We start from the raw sequence: 19,131 nt of genomic DNA, 5'->3' as shown, positions 1-19,131 counted from the left end.
AGGGGACTCGAACCCCTGTTACCGCCGTGAAAGGGCGGTGTCCTAGGCCACTAGACGAAGGGGACACGCTACTGAAATACATGGTGTGTATTCCAGTGCCCAGAGGCCATGTCCTAAGACTTGGTCCTGGTTTCACTCAATGCCGCCCGAAGGCAACACTGCTTAAAATCTGGAGCGGGAAACGAGACTCGAACTCGCGACCCCGACCTTGGCAAGGTCGTGCTCTACCAACTGAGCTATTCCCGCATATTGGCGTCCCCTAGGGGACTCGAACCCCTGTTACCGCCGTGAAAGGGCGGTGTCCTAGGCCACTAGACGAAGGGGACACACGTACAACATTCACTGCTTAACGCGTTTTGCTGTGTGCTTTACGCGTTAAGTGGCGCGCATTCTATGGATGGATTGAAAGGTCGTCAACCCCCAAGGATAAATTTATTAAAATCAATGACTTCGCCCTGCTTCCAGGCCCGTACGGGGATTTTGTCCGTCTGGGTGTTGGCGCCTATATTCTGACGCCCGACAAGACGTTATAGTTCGTACACGCAAATGATGGCAATGTGCATCCATGCAGGAAATATTCTACCTATATAGAAGAATCTACCTGAGCAACTGGTCGATCAGTCCTATCCGCCAGATGGCGCAGTCACTACACTCCATTGTAAACCCAATAAAGAGGCCACACCGGTGACACCACTCATGATCACCCTGCTGGTAACAGCCGGGATCGTAATACTGATCGCCATTGGCTACATGAACCACGTGGTGGAAAACAACAAGTTGGAAAAGAAGCGCACCGAGATCGAGCTGAATGATCGGTTGCGCCGCTGCGGCGAAATCACCGAAACCTTCCCAGGCCAGTTGATGACCCCCGCGCTCAAACTGTTGCTGACCCGTCTGGAACTCAACGTCAACCAGCGCCTGTTGAACCTCAACAAATCCAGCGCACCGCTCAAGGCACGCATTACCGAGCTGAATGCGCTGATCGCCCAGGGTGAATCGATCCCCGTGGCTAACCCGCCCGCGCCGATCCAGACCGAAGCCAAGGCCAAGGACGTGCGGTTCCTGCTCGAAGCGCTGCACGGCCAAGTCACCCGTGCGGCCCAGGACGGCTTCCTGCCTACCAATGAAGCCAAGCACTGGATCAAGGAAATTCGCCATATCCTGGTGCTGCTGCATATCGAGTTCTTCAACAACCTGGGCCAGCACGCCCTGCAGCAAGGCCAGCCTGGCCAAGCGCGCCTGGCATTCGAGCGCGGCGTGCAGTACTTGCGCAAGCAGCCGGAACCGGTGGTCTACAGTGCGCAGTTGCAACTGCTGGAGTCACAGTTGGCCCGGGCCAACTCCACGGTACTGACCAACAGCAAACCCGCCGAAGACGAGGTCAACGAATTGACCGAAGGCCTGAAAGTCGTCGACGCCGACGCCGAGTGGAAAAAGAAAGCCATCTACGATTGATTGTAGTGAGCGGGCTTGCCCCGCGCTGGGTGGCAAGCCCTAATGCCAGTCAGTTAAGGCTTAACGCTGTCACTGTGGGAGGGGGCTTGCTCCCGATAGCGGTGGGTCAGTCGATAAACTGCTGACTGGCACACCGCTATCGGGAGCAAGCCCCCTCCCACGGGTTATCCATCGTCCGCTCTATCGCTTAACTGACTGGCATTAGGGCAAGCCCGCTCACTACACAAGCCCAGCACAACGTGCCATCAATTTGCACCTATCCCCCTTCCCTCGACTAGCGTAAAAAAGTCCCCCTCACTCAATGAAGTTAGAGGCCCGCTATGCCCGTTGCCGTGATTGATGGACAACCGCTGCACTATCTCGACGAAGGCACCGGCCCAGCCGTCCTGCTGGGCTCCAGTTACCTGTGGGACCTCCACATGTGGGCGCCGCAGATCGAGGCCCTGTCGCAACAGTACCGAGTCATCGTCCCCGAGCTGTGGGGCCACGGTGAATCGGGGCCGTTGCCCGCCCAGACCCGCAGTCTGGACGACCTGGCGCGCCAGGCCCTGGCCCTGCTCGACCAGTTGGACATTGCCCAGGTCAACCTGGTGGGCCTGTCGGTCGGCGGCATGTGGGGTGCGCGCCTGGCATTGAGCGCACCTGAGCGGATCAACAGCCTGATGCTGATGGACACCTACCTGGGCGCAGAGCCCGAGGCCACGCGCCAGTATTATTTCTCGCTGTTCAAGATGATCGAAGACGCCGGCGCCATTCCCGAGCCATTGCTGGATGTGATCGCACCGATCTTCTTCCGCCCGGGTATCGACCGGGAATCGGCGCTGTATCAGGATTTTCGCCAGGCACTGCAGGGTTTTTCCAAAGAGCGCCTGCTGCAAAGCATCGTGCCCCTGGGCCGGCAGATCTTCAGTCGCGCCGACCTGCTGGACCAACTGCCGAAGCTGGACGCGGACACGACCTTGATCCTGTGCGGCGAGCAGGACAAACCCCGACCACCTGCCGAGTCCCAGGAAATGGCCAGGCTGATCGGCTGCGATCTGATCCTGATTCCGGAGGCCGGGCATATCTCTTCCCGGGAGAATCCGGATTTCGTCAACGAAGCCCTGCTGACCTTCCTCGCCAACAACGCCTGATCGCCCTCCTCCTTGATCGCGGCCTTCGCGCTGCGATCAAAGGCGGAAATGCCCGACCATCCCCTTGAGCTCCGCGCCCAGCTGCGCCAGCTCAATGCTCGACGCCGCGTTACCCTGCATGCTCAGCGCCGACTGATCGGCACTGGCGCGGATGCTGGTGACGCTACGGTTGATCTCTTCAGCAACAGAGCTCTGCTCCTCGGCGGCGGCGGCGATCTGCTGGTTCATCTGCTGAATCAGTGACACCGCTACGGCGATACTGCCCAGCGCACTTTCGGTTTCCAGGGCATCACTAACAGCCAGCTTCACCAGCTCACCACTTTGCTGGATCTGCTGCACCGACGCCTGCGCCGCGTGGCGCAGGGTGCTGACCAGCCGCTCGATTTCCTCAGTCGATTGCTGCGTGCGCTTGGCCAGCGCCCGCACTTCATCGGCCACCACCGCAAAACCACGGCCTTGCTCACCCGCGCGGGCCGCTTCGATGGCGGCGTTGAGAGCTAGCAGATTGGTTTGCTCGGCAACGCTTTTGATCACACTCAACACGGTGCCGATATTCTGGATTTCCGCGCTCAGGCTTTCGATACTGGCGCTGGCACTGTTGCTGGAGGCGGCGAGCGACTCGATACGCTGCAAGCTCTGGCGGACCACCTGCTGGCCGCTGTCGACCTTGTCATCCGCTGTCTGCGCGGCTAGAGCCGCCTCTTCGGCGTTGCGCGCCACATCGTGCACCGTGGCCGTCATCTGGTTCATGGCCGTGGCCACCTGCTCGGTTTCCTCCTTCTGGCTGCTGACTTCGACGTTGGTTTGCTCCGTCACGCTGGACAGCGAATGCGCCGAGCTGGCCAACTGTTCGATGCCCGCCTGCAGGCCACTGACCATATGGCTCAAGCCGCTGCCCATCTGCTGCATGGCTTGCATCAGCTGGCCCATTTCATCACGGCGACTGACCTCCATGCGCCCGCTCAGATCGCCCGCGGCAATCTGCTGGGCCACCGCGATCACGCTGCGCAGCGGAGCCACAATCAGCCGCGTGATGACCCAGGCCGCAATCAAGCCCACCAGCAACGCCAGGGCTGACGATCCGATAATCAGCATTGCGCTTTTCTTGAGTTGCTCCTGCATCGACTGGTCTTCGGCGGCATAGGCCTGGTTGACCCGGCTGACCACTTGCTCGGCCCGGTCATGCAACTGCTTATAGACCTGTTTTTCCTGAGCCAGCAGGCCCGTGTACTCGCCGAGCTTTTCGCTGAACGCGGCAATATGCCCGGACACTTCATTGAGTACGGTCTGGTAACCCGCATCCTTGACCGAGGTTTTCAGTTGTTCGACCTGGGCCAGGGCCTGGTCCGCCTGCTCGATCTTGCCCTGTTCGGCATCATCGGCCTCGGCCTTGCGGCTCTGATCCAGACGTACGCGCGCTTCGTTCATGGCTTGCAACATCAGCCTGGACACCTGGCCGACCTGACCCGCCTGCTCGATAAACTCCGCGCCTTCCTTGCCTTGGCTTTCCTTGAGGCCATAAGTACCGTCATCCGCCAGCCCCGACTGCAACACGTCAAGGTTGTTGGCCACGCTGGAGACCGACCAAGTGGCCATTTCCAGGGCCAGGTCCTTGGCCTGGGTCAGCTCGACAAATTCGTCGAACGCCTTGCGATAGGCCGCCAGCGCCTGCTCGACCTCGGTCATCACCGGCACATTGGCGGCGGACCCGGCTTTGAGGGCGGCGGCCTGAGCCGCCAGGGCATCGACACTTTCATGCAAGGCGTCGACGGCCTTGGGGTCGGCGTGCAGGGCGTAGTCCTGCTCGATCAGGCGCACCTTGAACAAGCCGCTATTGAGCGAAGACATCGCCTTGAGGCCCTCGAAGCGCTGACCAACCGTTTGCAGGGACCACACACCAATGGCCGCCACGACGGCCGTCAGCAGTAGCACCAAGGCGAAACCCAGGCCCAGTTTTTTTGCCATACCGAGGTTGGCGAAACGTCGTTGCACGGCCGAAATCATTGCACTTGATCCTCTTGCAATGGCAGATGCCATCAAGCGTGGTTTCCATGCAGCGAGATTCGCAACCACACGCCAACGACACAAGATGCTGGCGTCGGAATAATGGCAAAAAGCTACACGCCCGTCGTTTTCAGGATGGTCGAGGTCGATCTGGCAGGCCCCATGGCGCGAAACAATGCCAACGCCCGCTGATCAGCAGCATAGGCCACATTGATGCGCAGCCAGTCACTGTGTTCACCGCCCGGGTTGAACAAGGCTCCCGGCGACAGAAGCACACCGAGCCGTCGTGCGCAGGCCTGCAGATGGGAATGATCCGCCCAGCCTGGGCGTGCCCACAGGAACATACCGCCGGAAGGTACGGCAAACACCTGCCATTCTTCGTCTTCCAATACCTGCAAGGTCGAGGCCATCTGTGTATTCAGGCGTTTGCGCAGGCGTTGCACCCACTTACGGTACGTGCCGTTAGCCAGCAGCGTGGCAACCACCGTTTCAGCAAAACGCGAAGTACCGAGGCCGCTCAGGGTCTTGAGGCTCGCCAATTGTGCAATGACGGAAGCACTGGCACTGAGGTAGCCCACCCGCAGGGCACTGCTCAGGGTCTTGGAAAAACTGGAAATGTAGATCACCCGGTCATCATGGGGCAGCGTCGCAAGCCGTGTGCAGCTGGCGTGCTGCAGGTCGCCATAAACGTCTTCCTCGATGATCAGGAAATCGTCGCTGCGCGCCAATTGCAGCAAGCGTTCGGCGACCTCACGGCACAGGCTGGTACCGGTAGGGTTGTGATACAGGCTGTGGATGAACAGGCACTTGGGCCGATGGGTGCGCAGCAGCGCTTCCAGCACCGGGATATCCGGGCCACCCTGTGTACGCGGCACCTCCAGCAGCGTGACGCCATGGAACGCCAACTGGCGATAGAGGTTGCCATACCCCGGTGTTTCGACCACCACCGTATCACCCGCCTTCAGCAAGGTACGTATGAGCAGGTCCTGGGCATGGCTGGCGCCATCGGTGGTGAGGATACGGTCGAGGCTGGTGGCGACCTTGATCCGGGTCAGGCGTTTGAGCAATTGTTCACGCAGCGCCGGCAGCCCCAGGGGCGGGGTGTAATTGAACAGGCCGCCGGTGTCGGTACGGCTGACTTCACGTACCGCATAAATGAGGTCATCGCTCTCGCGCCAGGCATCCGGTAACCAGCCACATCCCAGTTTCAACTCACCCAGCGGCCCATCGGTATAAGCCCCCCAACCCCGCTCCGCACCTTCATACCAGTGGTTTTCATGCAGGACCGAAGGCTGGGCCACGACAAACCCCGAGCCCTGCTTCGAGACCAGCAGCCCCTGGGCCACCAGCCGATCAAATGCCTCAACCACACTGGACTGGCTCAGCAGGTTATCCAGTGCCAGTTGCCGGACAGAGGGCAGTCGAGTGCCGGGCGTAATCCCACTTGTGCGAATCCATTGCGTCACCGCGCAGACGATTTGCTGCACCACCGGTACAAGGGCTTGTCGATCGATCCCTAAATCCATGCGCCACTCACTTCAACTGTCTGTTATTCAACCCAAAACAGTTAAGCACAGAAGCCCTTGTCGCCCCGCTCTACATTGTTATTAAAGTATTGATTTTATTGACTTATTTACCTTATGACACACATTCAGCCAAGGCCAATTGCCAGCTCTGGAAAAACCTCACATCCCATCAAACCTTTTCAAATAACGGCCTGCATGGATTCCTAGATTGCCGTCGCGCCACCGTCTACCGCCAGCGCGTGGCCCGTGGTGAAAGCCGCGCCATCGCTGCACAGGTATAACACCGCGCTGGCAATTTCCTCGACCTTGCCAATGCGCCCGACCGGATGCATGGCGGCGGCAAATTCCGCCTTACGCGGGTCCGCTTCGTAGGCACGGCGGAACATATCGGTATCGATAACGGCCGGGCACACGGCGTTGACGCGGATTTTCTTTTTCGCATATTCGATGGCGGCCGACTTGGTCAGGCCGATGACCGCGTGCTTGGACGCGGCATAGATGCTCATCTTCGGCGCCGCCCCCAACCCCGCGACCGATGCCGTATTGACGATCGCCCCACCGCCCTGGGCCAGCAACAGCGGCAATTGGTACTTCATGCACAGCCACACACCTTTGACGTTGACCCCCATGATGGCGTCGAACTCATCCAGGCTGCCGTCCGCCAGCTTGCCCTTCTCGATCTCGATCCCGGCGTTGTTGAAGGCATAATCCAGGCGGCCATAGGCGGCAACGGTCTGTGCCATCAACTGCTGCACATCGGTTTCCAGCGTGACGTTGCAACGCACGAACAATGCCTCGCCGCCGGCTTGGCGGATCAGCGCGACGGTGCCCTCACCGCCGTCGACGTCGAGGTCCGCGACCACGACTTTCAAGCCTTCGGCAGCGAACGCCAGTGCGGTGGCGCGGCCAATACCGGCGGCGGCGCCGGTCACCAGGGCGACCTGGCCGGAAAACGTCATGCTCATGGGAATATCCTTTGCAAGAAATGGCGGTGGTTCGAGTCTAGCCAACGGCCTGTACGGCGCGTCAGCACTATCAGAAGGCCGGTTGGCGCTGCATGAATCCCAGTGATAACTGCCCCAGCCTGACTATCAATCCAGCCTATCGCGGTGCATTCGCGCCACTCGGACAACCTTGCTCACCGGCCATTGAGGGTCTATCACTCAAGGTTCATTTCTAAAGAGTCCTTGCCATGACTGCCCTGACTAATCGCCAATTCCTGCTTGCCAAACGTCCGGTCGGCGCCGCCACGCGGGACACTTTTACCTACCAGCAAGTGCCGGTGGGCACACCTGGAGAAGGACAAGTGCTGGTGCGCAATGAATACCTGTCCCTGGACCCGGCGATGCGTGGCTGGATGAACGAAGGCAAGTCCTACATTCCACCCGTGGGAATCGGCGAAGTGATGCGAGCGCTGGGCGTGGGCAAGGTGATTGCGTCGAACAATCCGAAGTTTGCGGTGGGGGACTACGTGAATGGCGCGCTAGGGGTGCAGGATTACTTCCTGGGAGAACCGCGTGGGTTCTACAAAGTCGATCCGAAACTGGCGCCCCTGCCCCGTTACCTGTCAGCCCTGGGCATGACCGGCATGACCGCCTACTTCGCCTTGCTCGACACTGGCGCGCCCAAGGCCGGCGAAACCGTGGTGATCTCCGGCGCGGCCGGTGCGGTGGGCAGCATTGCCGGGCAGATCGCCAAGCTCAAAGGCTGTCGCGTGGTGGGTATCGCCGGCGGTGCCGACAAGTGCAAATTCCTGGTGGATGAGCTGGGTTTCGACGCGGCCATCGACTACAAAAACGAAGACGTCCCCGCAGCGCTCAAGCGCGAGTGCCCCAACGGGGTGGATGTGTATTTTGATAACGTCGGCGGCGACATTCTCGACGCGGTGCTCAGCCGCCTGGCCTTGAGGGCACGCGTGGTGATTTGTGGTGCAATCAGCCAGTACAACAACAAGGAAGCGGTGAAGGGGCCGGCCAACTACCTGTCATTGCTGGTCAATCGTGCGCGCATGGAGGGTTTTGTGGTGATGGATCACGCGGACAATTTTGCCGCCGCTGGGCAAGAGATGGGCGGCTGGATGGCCCAAGGCAAGCTCAAGAGCAAGGAGGACATCGTAGAGGGGCTGGAGACGTTCCCGGAGACGCTGATGAAGCTGTTCAACGGCGAGAACTTTGGGAAGTTGGTACTGAAGGTGTAGGAGCGAGCTGGCTCGCTCCTACACGGATGTATCAGGCGATTTCGGCAACCACCGCCGCCAACGCCTTCGCCGGATCAGCCGCCTGGCTGATCGGGCGACCGATCACCAGGTAATCGGAGCCCGCATCCAGAGCCTGGCGCGGGGTCAGGATACGGCGCTGGTCATCCTGGGCACTGCCCGCCGGCCGAATGCCCGGAGTGACCAGTTGCAGCGATGGGTGCGCGGTCTTCAGGGCCTGGGCTTCCAGCGCCGAACAGACCAGGCCGTCCAGGCCGGCCTTCTGCGCCAGGGCGGCCAGGCGCAGCACCTGCTCCTGAGGCTCGATATCCAGGCCGATGCCGGCCAGATCCTCGCGCTCCATGCTGGTCAGCACGGTCACACCGATCAACAGCGGCTTGGGACCACTGCGCTGCTCCAACACTTCACGGCAGGCCGTCATCATGCGCAGGCCGCCGGAGCAGTGCACATTGACCATCCATACGCCCATTTCAGCAGCGGCTTTGACGGCCATCGCGGTAGTGTTGGGAATATCGTGGAATTTCAGGTCGAGGAATACTTCGAAGCCTTTGTCACGCAGTGTGCCGACGATTTCCGCCGCGCAACTGGTGAACAGTTCCTTGCCGACCTTGACCCGGCAAAGCTTGGGGTCCAACTGGTCAGCCAGCTTCAGTGCGGCGTCACGAGTGGGGTAATCCAGGGCGACGATGATAGGAGTCTGGCAGGCGGACATTGGAATGGGCTCTCAGGCAAGTCGAAATCGGCGCGGATTGTAGCGCAAGCAGCGCCGTTGCGGGATCCGATGATCGGTAAATACTGTTCAGCCGTCCATTTCACGGCGTTTCGGGTGATTGTATCCAGCACGATACATTCCCGACATGCGCCCTACACGCCCCACGACTAGCCTCGCCCACATGACCGCCCGTCCAGCACTTCCAGCCATGGGGCTGGGCGCCTATGCTGACAGCAATGACCAGGCAGATGATCGCACCTATGCATACCCCTACCGTCTCTGTAAACGAAGAGCCAAAAGGCGCGGTGATCGCCGAAGACAAGCGCTGGAGCACCCGTGCGCTGATCGTCGATGATGACGTGCCGATTCGTGAACTGCTGATCGACTACCTGGCACGCTTCAATATTCTCGCCACCGGCGTGACCGACGGCGGCGCCATGCGCCAGGCCATGCAAGCCGAAACGTTTGACGTGGTGGTGCTCGACCTGATGCTGCCGGGCGAAGATGGCCTGTCGCTGTGCCGCTGGCTGCGCGCCGAATCGGACATCCCGATCCTGATGCTCACCGCCCGCTGCGAACCGACCGACCGCATCATCGGCCTGGAACTGGGCGCCGACGACTATATGGCCAAGCCGTTCGAGCCGCGTGAACTGGTGGCACGCATCCAGACCATTTTGCGCCGTGTACGCGATGACCGCACCGAGCAACGCGCCAATATCCGCTTCGACAACTGGCGCCTGAACAGCGTGTTGCGCCAACTGGTGGCCGACGACGGCCTGGTGGTGCCGCTGTCCAACGCCGAGTTCCGCCTGCTGTGGGTGTTTATCGAACGCCCCCGCCGGGTGCTCAGCCGCGAACAATTGCTGGACGCGGCCCGCGGCCGGTCCATCGAAGCCTTCGATCGCAGCATCGACTTGCTGGTCTCGCGCCTGCGGCAAAAACTCGGGGATGATCCGAAAGCCCCGCAACTGATCAAAACCGTACGTGGCGAAGGCTACCTTTTCGACGCCCGGGACATCGGTTGATGCGTGCCACCTTCAATACGTTGTTCGGCAGGTTGTTCGGTGTATTGCTGGTGGCTATTGTGTTGGCGCATGTGCTGGCGTTCTTTTGGTTTCACCACTACGGCCCGCCGCCACCGCCGCCCCAGGAGACCTTCGTCGAGCAGCCGGATGGTACGATGAAGCCCCTGCGCAAGCACCATCGCCCCTGGTTCGGTGGCCCGGTGGTGCCGCTGACCTTCCAGTTCATCTCGCTGATCATCGCCGCCTGGTACGGCGCGAAGCTGCTGAGCCGGCCGATCCAGCGCCTGAGTGCGGCGGCTGAGCGCTTGAGCGTCGACCTCGACAGCCCGCCTCTCAACGAGTCCGGGCCACGAGAGGCACGCCAGGCCGCATCGACCTTTAACATGATGCAAAAGCGCATCCGCGAGCAGGTCAGCCAGCGCGCACGCATGCTCGGTGCGGTCTCCCACGACCTGCGTACCCCGCTGTCACGCCTCAAGCTGCGCCTGGAGCAGATCGAAGACACCAAATTGCAAGGCCAGATGCGCCAGGACCTGGACGACATGATCGGCATGCTCGACGCGACCTTAAGCTACCTGCACGAACAGCGCACCAGCGAAACCCGACACTGGCTCGACGTACAGGCGCTGGTCGAGTCCCTCAGCGAAAACGCCCAGGACCAAGGCTCCGACGTGCAGTTCGCCGGCACCTGTGCGCCGTTGCAGGTACAGCCGATGGCCCTGCGTTCGTGCCTGAACAACCTGATCGACAACGCCCTGCGCTATGCCGGCACCGCACGCGTGGAGTTGGCGGACAGCCGCGAGGCCCTGGTGATCCGTGTGATCGACCACGGCCCCGGGATCGCGGCCGACAAGCGCGAGGCGGTCTTCGAACCGTTTTTTCGCCTGGAGGGCTCGCGCAACCGCAACTCCGGCGGGGTCGGCCTGGGCATGACGATTGCCAAGGAAGCGGTGGAGCGTCTCGCCGGCCACCTCAGCCTGGAAGACACACCAGGCGGTGGCTTGACCGCCGTAATGTGGTTGCCGAGGATTTAACGGGGGTTGTCTTCGCGACGCCCCTGGGCCTGGGTCGCACTCCAATCCGTCAGCAGGCTGTAGGCCACCGCCAGTAAGGTCGGGCCGATGAACAGGCCGATGAAACCAAACGCAATCAAGCCGCCGAACACCCCCAGCAGCACAATCACCAGTGGCAGGTTGCCGCCTCGACTGATCAGGTACGGCTTGAGTACGTTGTCCACGCCGCTGATGATGAACGTGCCCCACACCCCGAGGAACACCGCGTAGGTGTAATCGCCTTTCCAGGCCAGCCACGCGGTCGCCGGAATCCACACCAGCGGTGGCCCCATGGGAATCAGACTGAGCAGGAACGTGACGATGCCCAGCACCAGCGCGCCAGGCACGCCGGCGATGAGGAAACCGATCAGCGCCAGCAAGGCTTGAGCCGCGGCGGTGCCGATCACGCCGTTGACCACCCGTTGCACGGTGCCCGCCACCAGTTCGATGTAGTAACCGGCCCGCTCGCCGATCAAACGCTCCAGCAGACGATGCACGAACACCGCCAGCCGAGGCCCGTCACGGTAGAAGAAGAACACGAACACCAGGCTGAGGGTCAACTCAAGGATGCCGCCGCCGATCTGCGCGCTGCGCGCCAGCAGCCAATTGCCGACCTGGCCCAGATAAGGCTTGATGCTGACCATCAGCGCCGCGCCCTGCTGGTCGATGCTGTCCCAGGTCGCCACCAGGCGCTCGCCGACAAAGGGGATTGAGTTCAGCCAAGCGGGTGCTGCCGGCAGGCCGTCGACCTGGATATCCTTGATCAGGCCCACGGCATCGCGCACATGATCGGCCAGGTTGAAGCCCAGCCACACCAGCGGCACCGCCACCAACAGCATCCAGCCCAGGGTCAGGATGCCGGCAGCCAGGGATTCGCGGCCCCCCAGCCAGCGGGTGAGTAAACGCATCAGCGGCCAGCTGGCGAACGCCAGCACTGCGCCCCAGAACAGCGCCGACCAGAATGGCGCCATCACCCAGAAGCTGGCACCAAACAGCACCAGCAGCAGGATTTGCACCAGCAGGCGATCGTTATTGAGCATCGGGTATCTCGAGAATAAGGCTGTAGGAGGAGAGCTTAGGCGAACGGCGCGGGTCCGTTCGCCTGGTGACGGTCAGCGTATCAGATGCAGGTGCAAACCCTTAGCGTCACCGGTGCCGGTTTCCATGCGTGCGGCACGCACACCGCTGTCGATCAGGCCCTGGCGCCAGGCTTCGGCCGTTGGCCCGGTCAAACTGACACGCAAGGTGGCGTCCAGGTTCAAGCCACGCGAGATCAAGGTGATCCAGGCCGGATCGGGTTCGCTCCCCAGTGCAGGGAAATCCAGCTCGCCGGTGCTTTTCAGCTCACGAAGCAAGGTTGCCGAAGTGGGCAGCAAGTCACCCAGGGGCGCACTGGCGTCCAGCTGTTCCACATGCAGATAGGCACGACGGTTGCCCCGAGTGATGCCGTACAGCGCCACCAGGGAGTTGTCCTGCGGCGCCGCCAGCCGTAACAGCAGGTATTCCTGCTGGCCATCGGCGCCGACCAGCTTGGCATTGCCGAACACTTCATTGGCCCACAGGCTGCTTTCACCGCAATCGCGGGCCTGGCACCAGAACAACAGCTGCGCGCCCTTGGCCTGCAACGCTTCGCGGGTCGCGGTAAAGGCGGCGCTGGAGGTGTGCTCGGCGGGCAGTTCATAGGTAATCGCAGTGGCTTGGCCACGCGCGGTGGCTTGGCCCTCGTAGCGCAACTGGCCGCTGATCTTGCGGATCGCCCCCATGGGGTAGATGCGCTCCCTGGCTTCAGCGGGGCGGTAATCGACGATCTGCGCGTCGACCTGGCGGGACACTGCCGGCAGATCCTGGCTGCCCGGCACATCGGCGGCGAACACCAAGGGGCTGAAGCAGCACAGCCCGAGGGCACGTATACATCCTTCACGCAGGCTCATCGGATGATTGAGCCCTGGCCATTGGAGGTCGCAGCAGTTTCAAGTTGGTTCATGGTTGACTCCCTTTCAATCCGCCCAGCCTCGGCAGTTGACCCCGCCAAGTCAAGGCGTGGAGAAGAACCGATTGAAACAGTCTGCAACAAGAGCCGCACCGGGCTCATCGTTCAGGTGCAAATGATGGCCCCCCGGCAGCGTGGTCACCGTAAAGGGTAGCTGAGAAAGCAATTCGGAATGTTTCGCCAACATGCCGTCAGCCGCGACCACCAACTGTGCAGGACAAGCCACACGTTGCACGAAAGCCATCGCCTGCTCATTGGTCAGTCGTATCGGCGAAGCCAGGGTCAATCGGCTGTCGGTGCGCCAGGTGTAGCCGCCCGGCACGGGCATCAAACCGCGCTGGGCCAGCCATTCGGCGGCCTCGCGACTGACTGCGACCAAACCTTTCATCCGCGCTTCAACCGCCCGGTCCAGGGTGCTGTAGACCGGCTTGCGCTTGCCCTGCAGGTTCAATTGCGCTTGCAACGCCATGCCCAATCGCTCCGCCGCGTTCTCACCGGTGGCGGTCGGCGGGATCACGCCGTCGATCAACCCCAGGTGCGTCACCCGCTCCGGCAAGGCGCCTGCGAGCACCAAGGAGACGATGGCGCCGAGGGAATGGCCAAGTAATGCAAAACGTTTCCAACCCAGCTGTTCGGCAACTTGCAGCACGTCAAACACGTAATCCCACAAAGCATAACCGGCCCCCGCAGGACGGTGCGCCGAATGACCGTGCCCCGCCATATCCAGCGCGACGATGCGCAAGCCCTGCAGTTTCGGCGCCAGCCGCGCAAAGCTGTTGGCGTTGTCCAGCCAGCCATGCAGGGCGATCACCGGCAGACCGTCTTCGGGGCCGAACAGATGCGCCGCCAACTCGATATGCGGCAAGCTGAGGCGAACCTCTTCGACCGGCGTACTCATGCGCAACTGCGCTCACGGGCTTCCCAGCGGGAGAACAGGTTCTTGATCAAGGCTGCGGTGTCCTGCGGCCGCTCCAGGGGAAACATGTGCCCGCCGGGCATGGTGAGCATTTCGCCCATGGGCAGGCGGTCAACCCCACTGGCATGGTGACGCATCACGACCCGGCTCTGGCGTCCACGCACCACCGCCAGCGGCACCTTCAACTGGCGCACCTGACCCGGGCTGGTGTGGGGCACGCCTCGATAAATGCTGATTTCAGTGGCGGGGTCGAAGCGCAGGCGCAGGCGATCGCCCACCTGTTGCAGGCCATGCTGCAGGTAGGCATCAAAACAGTCAGGGTCGAACCCGCGAAACAGGGTTTTACCGGCGAAGTAGCTGCGCGCGGCGTCCAGGTCGCTGAACTCTTCACGCCGGCCCAGGGTGCGCCCGGCCGGGGTCAGGCGATCGATGAACCCCAAGCGCTTGGCGGCGCGGATCACCCAGCGGTCGGCACGCGTCAGCACCGGCGAATCCAGCATCACCACACCGCGATACAACTGCGGGCAACGCATGGCCGCGTGCAGGTGCAACACACCACCCAGAGAGTGCCCGACACCCCACACCGGCTGCGGTTGCTGCTCCAAGTGGTGGATCAACTCGTCCACCAGGTTGCGCCAGTTGTCATCCACTGGAAATCGCGGGTCGTGGCCGTGCTGCGGCAAGTGAGCCACCGTATATTCCGGGGCCAGGGCGGCAAACAACTTGCCGTAGGTGGCCGAAGGAAAACCATTGGCGTGGGCAAAAAACACGTGCTGCGACATACCGGACTCATCTACAGAAACAGAAGTGGATTGTCACCAGCCCCAAGCCGTACAGCAATGACTGTAACTGCCAGGAATGATGACACTCACGCCATGTCTATCGCACCGGCGGGTTCTCGCCCAGCGGCACCACGGCCATGGTCAGGCGCGAGACGCAATTGGTCTTGCCGTCATCGGCCGTCAGGCGGATGTCCCACACCTGGGTCGTACGGCCGATATGGATGGCCCGCGCCACCGCCGTCACTCGCCCGCTGCGCACGCCGCGCAAGTGGTTGGCATTGATCTCAAGGCCCACGCAATAGAATTTGCTCGGATCGATGCACAGGTAGGCCGCCATGGAGCCGATACTCTCCGCCAGCACCACCGACGCGCCGCCGTGCAGCAGGCCGTAAGGCTGATGGGTGCGGTGGTCGACCACCATGCTGGCGGTGAGTGACTCGTCGTCGAAGCTTTCGAAACGAATATCCAGCAACTCACCGATGGTGTTTTTCTGCAGGCTGTTGAGTTGCTCGATATTGGGTTGGGTGCGCCACAAGCTCATAGCAGTGTCCTTATTGATTTTATTACGCCCCTAATCCTGCCACAGAATCGATTCGCCGCGCTCACTCCAAACATGCAATTGAGCACCATAGGTCGATTCGATCACACTGCGCTTGATCTTCAGGGTCGGGGTCAGGAAACCGTTTTCGACGGCCCAACTGTCTTTGACCACCACCAGTTGGCGTAGACGCTCAGGCCTGTCCAACGCCTGGTTGACCTGTTCCAGCCAGCGTTCCAGGCTATCGCGCAGGGCCTGGCGCTCCTCGCCCGTCGCCGCGAGTACGCATAAGCCTATCGGCGCGCTCAGCCCTTCGCCGACCACGCACACCTGCTCGATGCGTGGATGTTCGGCCAGGCGGTTTTCAATCGGCGCCGGAGCCACGTACTTACCCTTGCTGGTCTTGAAGATCTCCTTGAGCCGCCCGGTCAGGCGCAAGCGGCCAGCCGCGTCCTGCTCACCCTTGTCGCCGGTGCGCAGAAAACCGTCATTGGTGAGAGTCTCGGCGGTTTTCTGCGCGTCCTTGAAGTAGCCGAGCATGGTCGCGCCGCTGCGCACCTGCACTTCGCCCAACGGGTCGATGCGCACTTCCACCCCAGGGCATGGCAGGCCGATCCAGCCCAGTGTCTGTTGCCCGGGGCGGCATACGTGGGAATAGCCGCAGCTTTCCGTCATGCCGTACACCTCCAGCACATCCAGCCCCAGGCGCTGATACCAACGCAGCAACGCCTCAGGCACCGGCGCCGCACCGGATAGCGCAATACGCAGGGCGTCCAGGCCCAGACCCGACAGCACCTTGCGGCCTACAGATGGCCCGATGAAAGGCAGGCGCAACAGCCGGTCCAGACGCTTTTGTGAAACCTTGCCGTACACCCCCATCTGGAGCTTGGTCCAGATCCTCGGCACCCCGAACAGCGCTGTCGGCCGCGCCCGGCGCAGGTCGGTCAGAAAGGTCTCAAGGCTTTCAGCGAAAAATACCGTTTGCCCGGTATAAATTGACGCCAGTTCGACGAACATGCGCTCCGCCACGTGGCACAACGGCAGGTACGACAGCAGCCGGTCGTCCTCCCCCAGGCCAAACAACTCGGTGCCACGGGTGGCGGCAAAGCCCAAGGCGCCGAAGGTTTGCATCACCCCCTTGGGCAAGCCGGTGGTGCCGGAGGTATAAATGATCGTGGCCAAGCGGTCGGCGTCGGGCTCGGGGTTATCTTGAATGGGTGAACAGGCCAGCAGATCGGCCCAAGTGAAATCGAAGTCGCCGGCCGAGGCCAGCGGCAGACGGACAGTCGACAAACCGGCCGGGATACCGGGCGCCATGGCCGGCCAGTCGTCCAACTTGCCGATCAACACCAATGCCGCCTCAGAATGGGTCAGCACATGGGCCACGGAGTCGGCCGTCAGGTTGGGGTACAACGGTACCGAGACATGCCCGGCCATCCAGATCGCCAGGTCGGCGATGATCCAGTGCGCACAGTTTTTCGAGATCAGGGCAATGTGCGAGCCTTGCGGCAACGCCCGAGCACGCAGCCAGTGTGCGGCGCACCGGGCCTGATGGCCGACGTCGCCCCAGGTCAGGGTTTGCACCTCGCCCCCGCCGATGGGCTGCACGAGAAAGGGTTTGCGCGGATGCCGCGCTTCACGTTCGAAGAAGACCTGCAACGGCAAACGAAAAGCGACTGGCATGGGACGCGCTCCTTTGTGTGACCGGATGATAGCCAACCAAGCACTTGCTTGGTTGACTATATAGCACACACAGCAGCGATCACTTTTCCTACGGGTTCTTCACACTGACCAGGTTCATCAGCCCCGCCAGCGGAAAATCACCTTCCAGCTCCGCCAGGCTGGCGGTGTGCATCGGTTGCGGTTGGCGCTGATGACCATGCTGCAGGAAGCTGATCAGGCAGCCCACCAAAGGCTGGTGACTGACCAGCAGCACATTGTCATCGCTGTCGAGCTTTTCCAGCACCCGCAGCGGGTTGCCTTCGGGTGTCAGCCACGGCACCGTACGGATATCGGGCGTGAAACCCAGCGCCTCGCGAACCAACTGCGCGGTCTGCTGCGCTCGCACATATGGGCTGGCGATGATCGCGCCGAGGGGCTGGCCGATCAGGTGCGCAGCACTGCGCAACACTTCGGCGCGGCCGTGCTCGGTGAGGTTGCGCTCGGCGTCAGTGGGCGCATAGCCTTCGGCCTCACCGTGCCGCAAGATCCAAAGCTTCACAGTTTTGGCTCTTCATCACGTACCGGATGCGGCGCCGGTGGCACACTGTGGGCGGCTTCGCCTTCCGGTGCACGCGGCGTCGGCCAATCGGCGAATGGCCAAGGCTTTTGCTCGGTGTTGAAGCTGCCGAAACGGCCGATCTGCGCCAGGAACTGGCTGAGGCTGTCACCGAAGTTCATCAGGCCCAGGTTCGGCGCGGCGTAGACCAGGCGATAGATCAGTTGCACCAGCACCAGCGCGCCGAGCAGGAACTGCGCCACTTGCCACACCAGGGCAAATACCAGCATCCACACAATACGCAGGACGATGGATTCGTACTTGGGCGCTGCTTTCGGATCGTTCATGACGCGTTCCTCAGTTGAAACCACTGGTGGAAATAAAGTCGACATCGGTTTTCGGCTCAGCCCGCATCAGCAATTCGATGACCTGGTTCAAGGTGCGCCCTTCAAACAGGATCGCGTGCAGCCCAGCGACCAGCGGCATGTACACACCGACTTCCTGGGCCTTGGCCTTCAACACTTTGAGGGTGTTGACGCCCTCGGCCACTTCGCCCAGGCGCGTAACGGCGTCGTCCAGGCTCAAACCCTGGCCCAAGGCAAAACCGACTTGATAGTTGCGGCTCTTGGGCGACGAGCAGGTGACGATCAAATCCCCGACCCCGGCCAGGCCCAGGAACGTCATCGGGTTGGCGCCCTGGTTCACCGCAAAGCGGGTCATCTCGGCCAGGGCACGGGTAATCAACATGCTTTTGGTGTTCTCGCCCATGCCCAGGGCCACCGCCATGCCGGCGATGATCGCGTAAACGTTTTTAAGCGCACCGCCCAGTTCAACGCCAAAGCGATCGCCACTGGCGTAAACGCGGAACGTGCGGCCATGCAGGACCGCCTGCACGCGCTCGCAAAGCGCTTCATCTTCACTGGCCACCACCGTGGCCGTCAGCGCGTGCTCGGCGACTTCCCGTGCCAGGTTCGGCCCGGAGAGCACGCCGATACGTGCCTGGGGCGCAATCTCTTCGAGGATTTCGCTCATCAGCTTGAACGTGTGCGCCTCGATACCCTTGGTCAAGCTGACCAGCAGCTTGCCTGCCAGGCGTTCGGCGTGGGGCGCCAGCACCGAGCGCAAGGCGCTGGACGGCAATGCGACGAAGCACAGGTCGCAGTCAGTGAGGGTCTCCAGCAGGTCCGTGACCGGTTCCACCGCCGGATGAATCTTGATGCCTTTAAGGTAACGGGGGTTTTCCCGATGCACGCGGATGGCCTCGGCCTGCTCCGGGTCGCGCATCCACTGGCGCACCGCGTGGCCGTTCTCAGCCAGCAGGTTAGCCACGGCGGTACCAAAACTTCCGCCTCCCAGGACCGCAATAGGGCGCTGTTCAGTCATATGCAATCCGTTAATCCATACCAGTGGCGATAGCGGCATTATACGGGGCGACCCGCTTGCGGCCAGCCCCCGCGTCAATTCCCATGCTTGTCGGAAAATGCCACATATACGTGAAGTAATTGCAAGTTCGACGACTGGCAAATGGCCCCACCTCAGTTAACATGGGCGGCTATTCGTCATTA

18 protein-coding genes, 2 tRNA genes and 1 pseudogene are annotated in these 19,131 nt (G+C 61.7%); 5 read left to right on the top strand and 16 right to left on the bottom strand.

What is annotated here, in order from left to right; all coding sequences use genetic code 11:
• Positions 1-170: 170 nt before the first annotated feature.
• Positions 171-246, bottom strand: a tRNA-Gly gene (locus tag DK870_RS13860).
• Positions 247-250: 4 nt separating this feature from the next.
• Positions 251-326 (bottom strand) — tRNA-Glu (locus DK870_RS13855).
• 370 nt (positions 327-696) lie between these two features.
• Here DK870_RS13855 and DK870_RS13850 point away from each other — a divergent pair.
• Both DK870_RS13850 and DK870_RS13845 read left to right on the top strand, forming a co-directional pair.
• Positions 697-1,455, top strand: coding sequence for a hypothetical protein (locus tag DK870_RS13850; protein WP_081087098.1), 759 nt, complete (start codon positions 697-699; stop codon positions 1,453-1,455).
• A 320-nt stretch (positions 1,456-1,775) separates the two neighbouring features.
• Complete coding sequence (locus DK870_RS13845) at positions 1,776-2,588, top strand: alpha/beta fold hydrolase (RefSeq protein ID WP_104995942.1); 813 nt, start codon at positions 1,776-1,778, stop codon at positions 2,586-2,588.
• Positions 2,589-2,624: 36 nt separating this feature from the next.
• On the opposite strand, the gene DK870_RS29990 is transcribed toward DK870_RS13845, so the two are convergent.
• The 4 genes and pseudogenes from DK870_RS29990 to DK870_RS13830 all read right to left on the bottom strand — a co-directional run bounded on the left by DK870_RS29990 (position 2,625) and on the right by DK870_RS13830 (position 7,083).
• A complete protein-coding gene (locus DK870_RS29990; protein WP_372241672.1) occupies positions 2,625-3,467 on the bottom strand; it encodes a methyl-accepting chemotaxis protein in 843 nt (280 codons plus the stop codon).
• Positions 3,468-3,485: 18 nt separating this feature from the next.
• Positions 3,486-3,683: pseudogene (locus DK870_RS29985) on the bottom strand (HAMP domain-containing protein); the annotation flags it as partial.
• Between the two features lie 1,022 nt (positions 3,684-4,705).
• Entirely contained in the window at positions 4,706-6,118 is a 1,413-nt protein-coding gene (locus tag DK870_RS13835) for a PLP-dependent aminotransferase family protein (protein ID WP_161548874.1), read from the bottom strand.
• A gap of 203 nt (positions 6,119-6,321) precedes the next feature.
• Complete coding sequence (locus DK870_RS13830; RefSeq protein WP_090365932.1) at positions 6,322-7,083, bottom strand: SDR family oxidoreductase; 762 nt, start codon at positions 7,081-7,083, stop codon at positions 6,322-6,324.
• A gap of 227 nt (positions 7,084-7,310) precedes the next feature.
• Here DK870_RS13830 and DK870_RS13825 point away from each other — a divergent pair, with 227 nt between their 5' ends.
• A complete protein-coding gene (locus DK870_RS13825) occupies positions 7,311-8,315 on the top strand; it encodes an NADP-dependent oxidoreductase (protein WP_060754492.1) in 1,005 nt (334 codons plus the stop codon).
• A gap of 31 nt (positions 8,316-8,346) precedes the next feature.
• Here DK870_RS13825 and pyrF read toward each other — a convergent pair whose 3' ends face one another.
• Complete coding sequence (gene pyrF / locus DK870_RS13820) at positions 8,347-9,045, bottom strand: orotidine-5'-phosphate decarboxylase (RefSeq protein WP_060754493.1); 699 nt, start codon at positions 9,043-9,045, stop codon at positions 8,347-8,349.
• A 248-nt stretch (positions 9,046-9,293) separates the two neighbouring features.
• On the opposite strand from pyrF, the gene DK870_RS13815 reads away from it, so the two are divergent.
• Together DK870_RS13815 and DK870_RS13810 are read left to right on the top strand one after the other, a co-directional pair.
• On the top strand, positions 9,294-10,070 hold the full coding sequence (locus DK870_RS13815; RefSeq protein WP_060754494.1) for a response regulator: 777 nt from the start codon (positions 9,294-9,296) through the stop codon (positions 10,068-10,070).
• Positions 10,070-11,104: an ATP-binding protein gene (locus DK870_RS13810; RefSeq protein WP_161548873.1), complete on the top strand. Its 1,035-nt coding sequence runs from the start codon at positions 10,070-10,072 to the stop codon at positions 11,102-11,104. The genes DK870_RS13815 and DK870_RS13810 overlap by 1 nt, the downstream gene beginning before the upstream one ends.
• Here DK870_RS13810 and DK870_RS13805 read toward each other — a convergent pair.
• The 9 genes from DK870_RS13805 to DK870_RS13765 form a co-directional block, all read right to left on the bottom strand.
• On the bottom strand, positions 11,101-12,162 hold the full coding sequence (locus DK870_RS13805) for an AI-2E family transporter (protein WP_060754496.1): 1,062 nt from the start codon (positions 12,160-12,162) through the stop codon (positions 11,101-11,103). The two genes, DK870_RS13810 and DK870_RS13805, sit on opposite strands and share 4 nt — an antisense overlap.
• Before the next feature lie 72 nt (positions 12,163-12,234).
• Positions 12,235-13,053, bottom strand: coding sequence for a DUF4892 domain-containing protein (locus DK870_RS13800; RefSeq protein WP_060754497.1), 819 nt, complete (start codon positions 13,051-13,053; stop codon positions 12,235-12,237).
• 102 nt (positions 13,054-13,155) lie between these two features.
• Positions 13,156-14,010, bottom strand: coding sequence for an alpha/beta hydrolase (locus DK870_RS13795; protein WP_090365938.1), 855 nt, complete (start codon positions 14,008-14,010; stop codon positions 13,156-13,158).
• Positions 14,007-14,810, bottom strand: coding sequence for an alpha/beta fold hydrolase (locus tag DK870_RS13790; protein WP_060754499.1), 804 nt, complete (start codon positions 14,808-14,810; stop codon positions 14,007-14,009). The genes DK870_RS13795 and DK870_RS13790 overlap by 4 nt, the downstream gene beginning before the upstream one ends.
• Positions 14,811-14,907: 97 nt before the next feature.
• Positions 14,908-15,351: a hotdog fold thioesterase gene (locus DK870_RS13785; protein ID WP_060754500.1), complete on the bottom strand. Its 444-nt coding sequence runs from the start codon at positions 15,349-15,351 to the stop codon at positions 14,908-14,910.
• Positions 15,352-15,381: 30 nt separating this feature from the next.
• Positions 15,382-17,031, bottom strand: a complete 1,650-nt coding sequence (locus tag DK870_RS13780; RefSeq protein ID WP_161548872.1) for an AMP-binding protein — start codon at positions 17,029-17,031, stop codon at positions 15,382-15,384.
• Between the two features lie 88 nt (positions 17,032-17,119).
• Complete coding sequence (sixA, locus tag DK870_RS13775; protein ID WP_060754502.1) at positions 17,120-17,569, bottom strand: phosphohistidine phosphatase SixA; 450 nt, start codon at positions 17,567-17,569, stop codon at positions 17,120-17,122.
• Positions 17,566-17,913: a DUF4389 domain-containing protein gene (locus DK870_RS13770; RefSeq protein ID WP_161548871.1), complete on the bottom strand. Its 348-nt coding sequence runs from the start codon at positions 17,911-17,913 to the stop codon at positions 17,566-17,568. Before DK870_RS13770 ends, sixA begins: the two co-directional genes overlap by 4 nt.
• Positions 17,914-17,923: 10 nt before the next feature.
• Positions 17,924-18,949, bottom strand: a complete 1,026-nt coding sequence (locus tag DK870_RS13765) for an NAD(P)H-dependent glycerol-3-phosphate dehydrogenase (protein WP_090365947.1) — start codon at positions 18,947-18,949, stop codon at positions 17,924-17,926.
• Positions 18,950-19,131 lie beyond the last annotated feature (182 nt).

This window comes from Pseudomonas sp. Q1, from assembly GCF_009935975.1.
GTDB classification, from domain to species: domain Bacteria; phylum Pseudomonadota; class Gammaproteobacteria; order Pseudomonadales; family Pseudomonadaceae; genus Aquipseudomonas; species Aquipseudomonas palleroniana.
The sequence above is the reverse complement of the archived record's forward strand: the minus strand, read 5'-3'. Positions and strand labels throughout refer to the sequence as shown.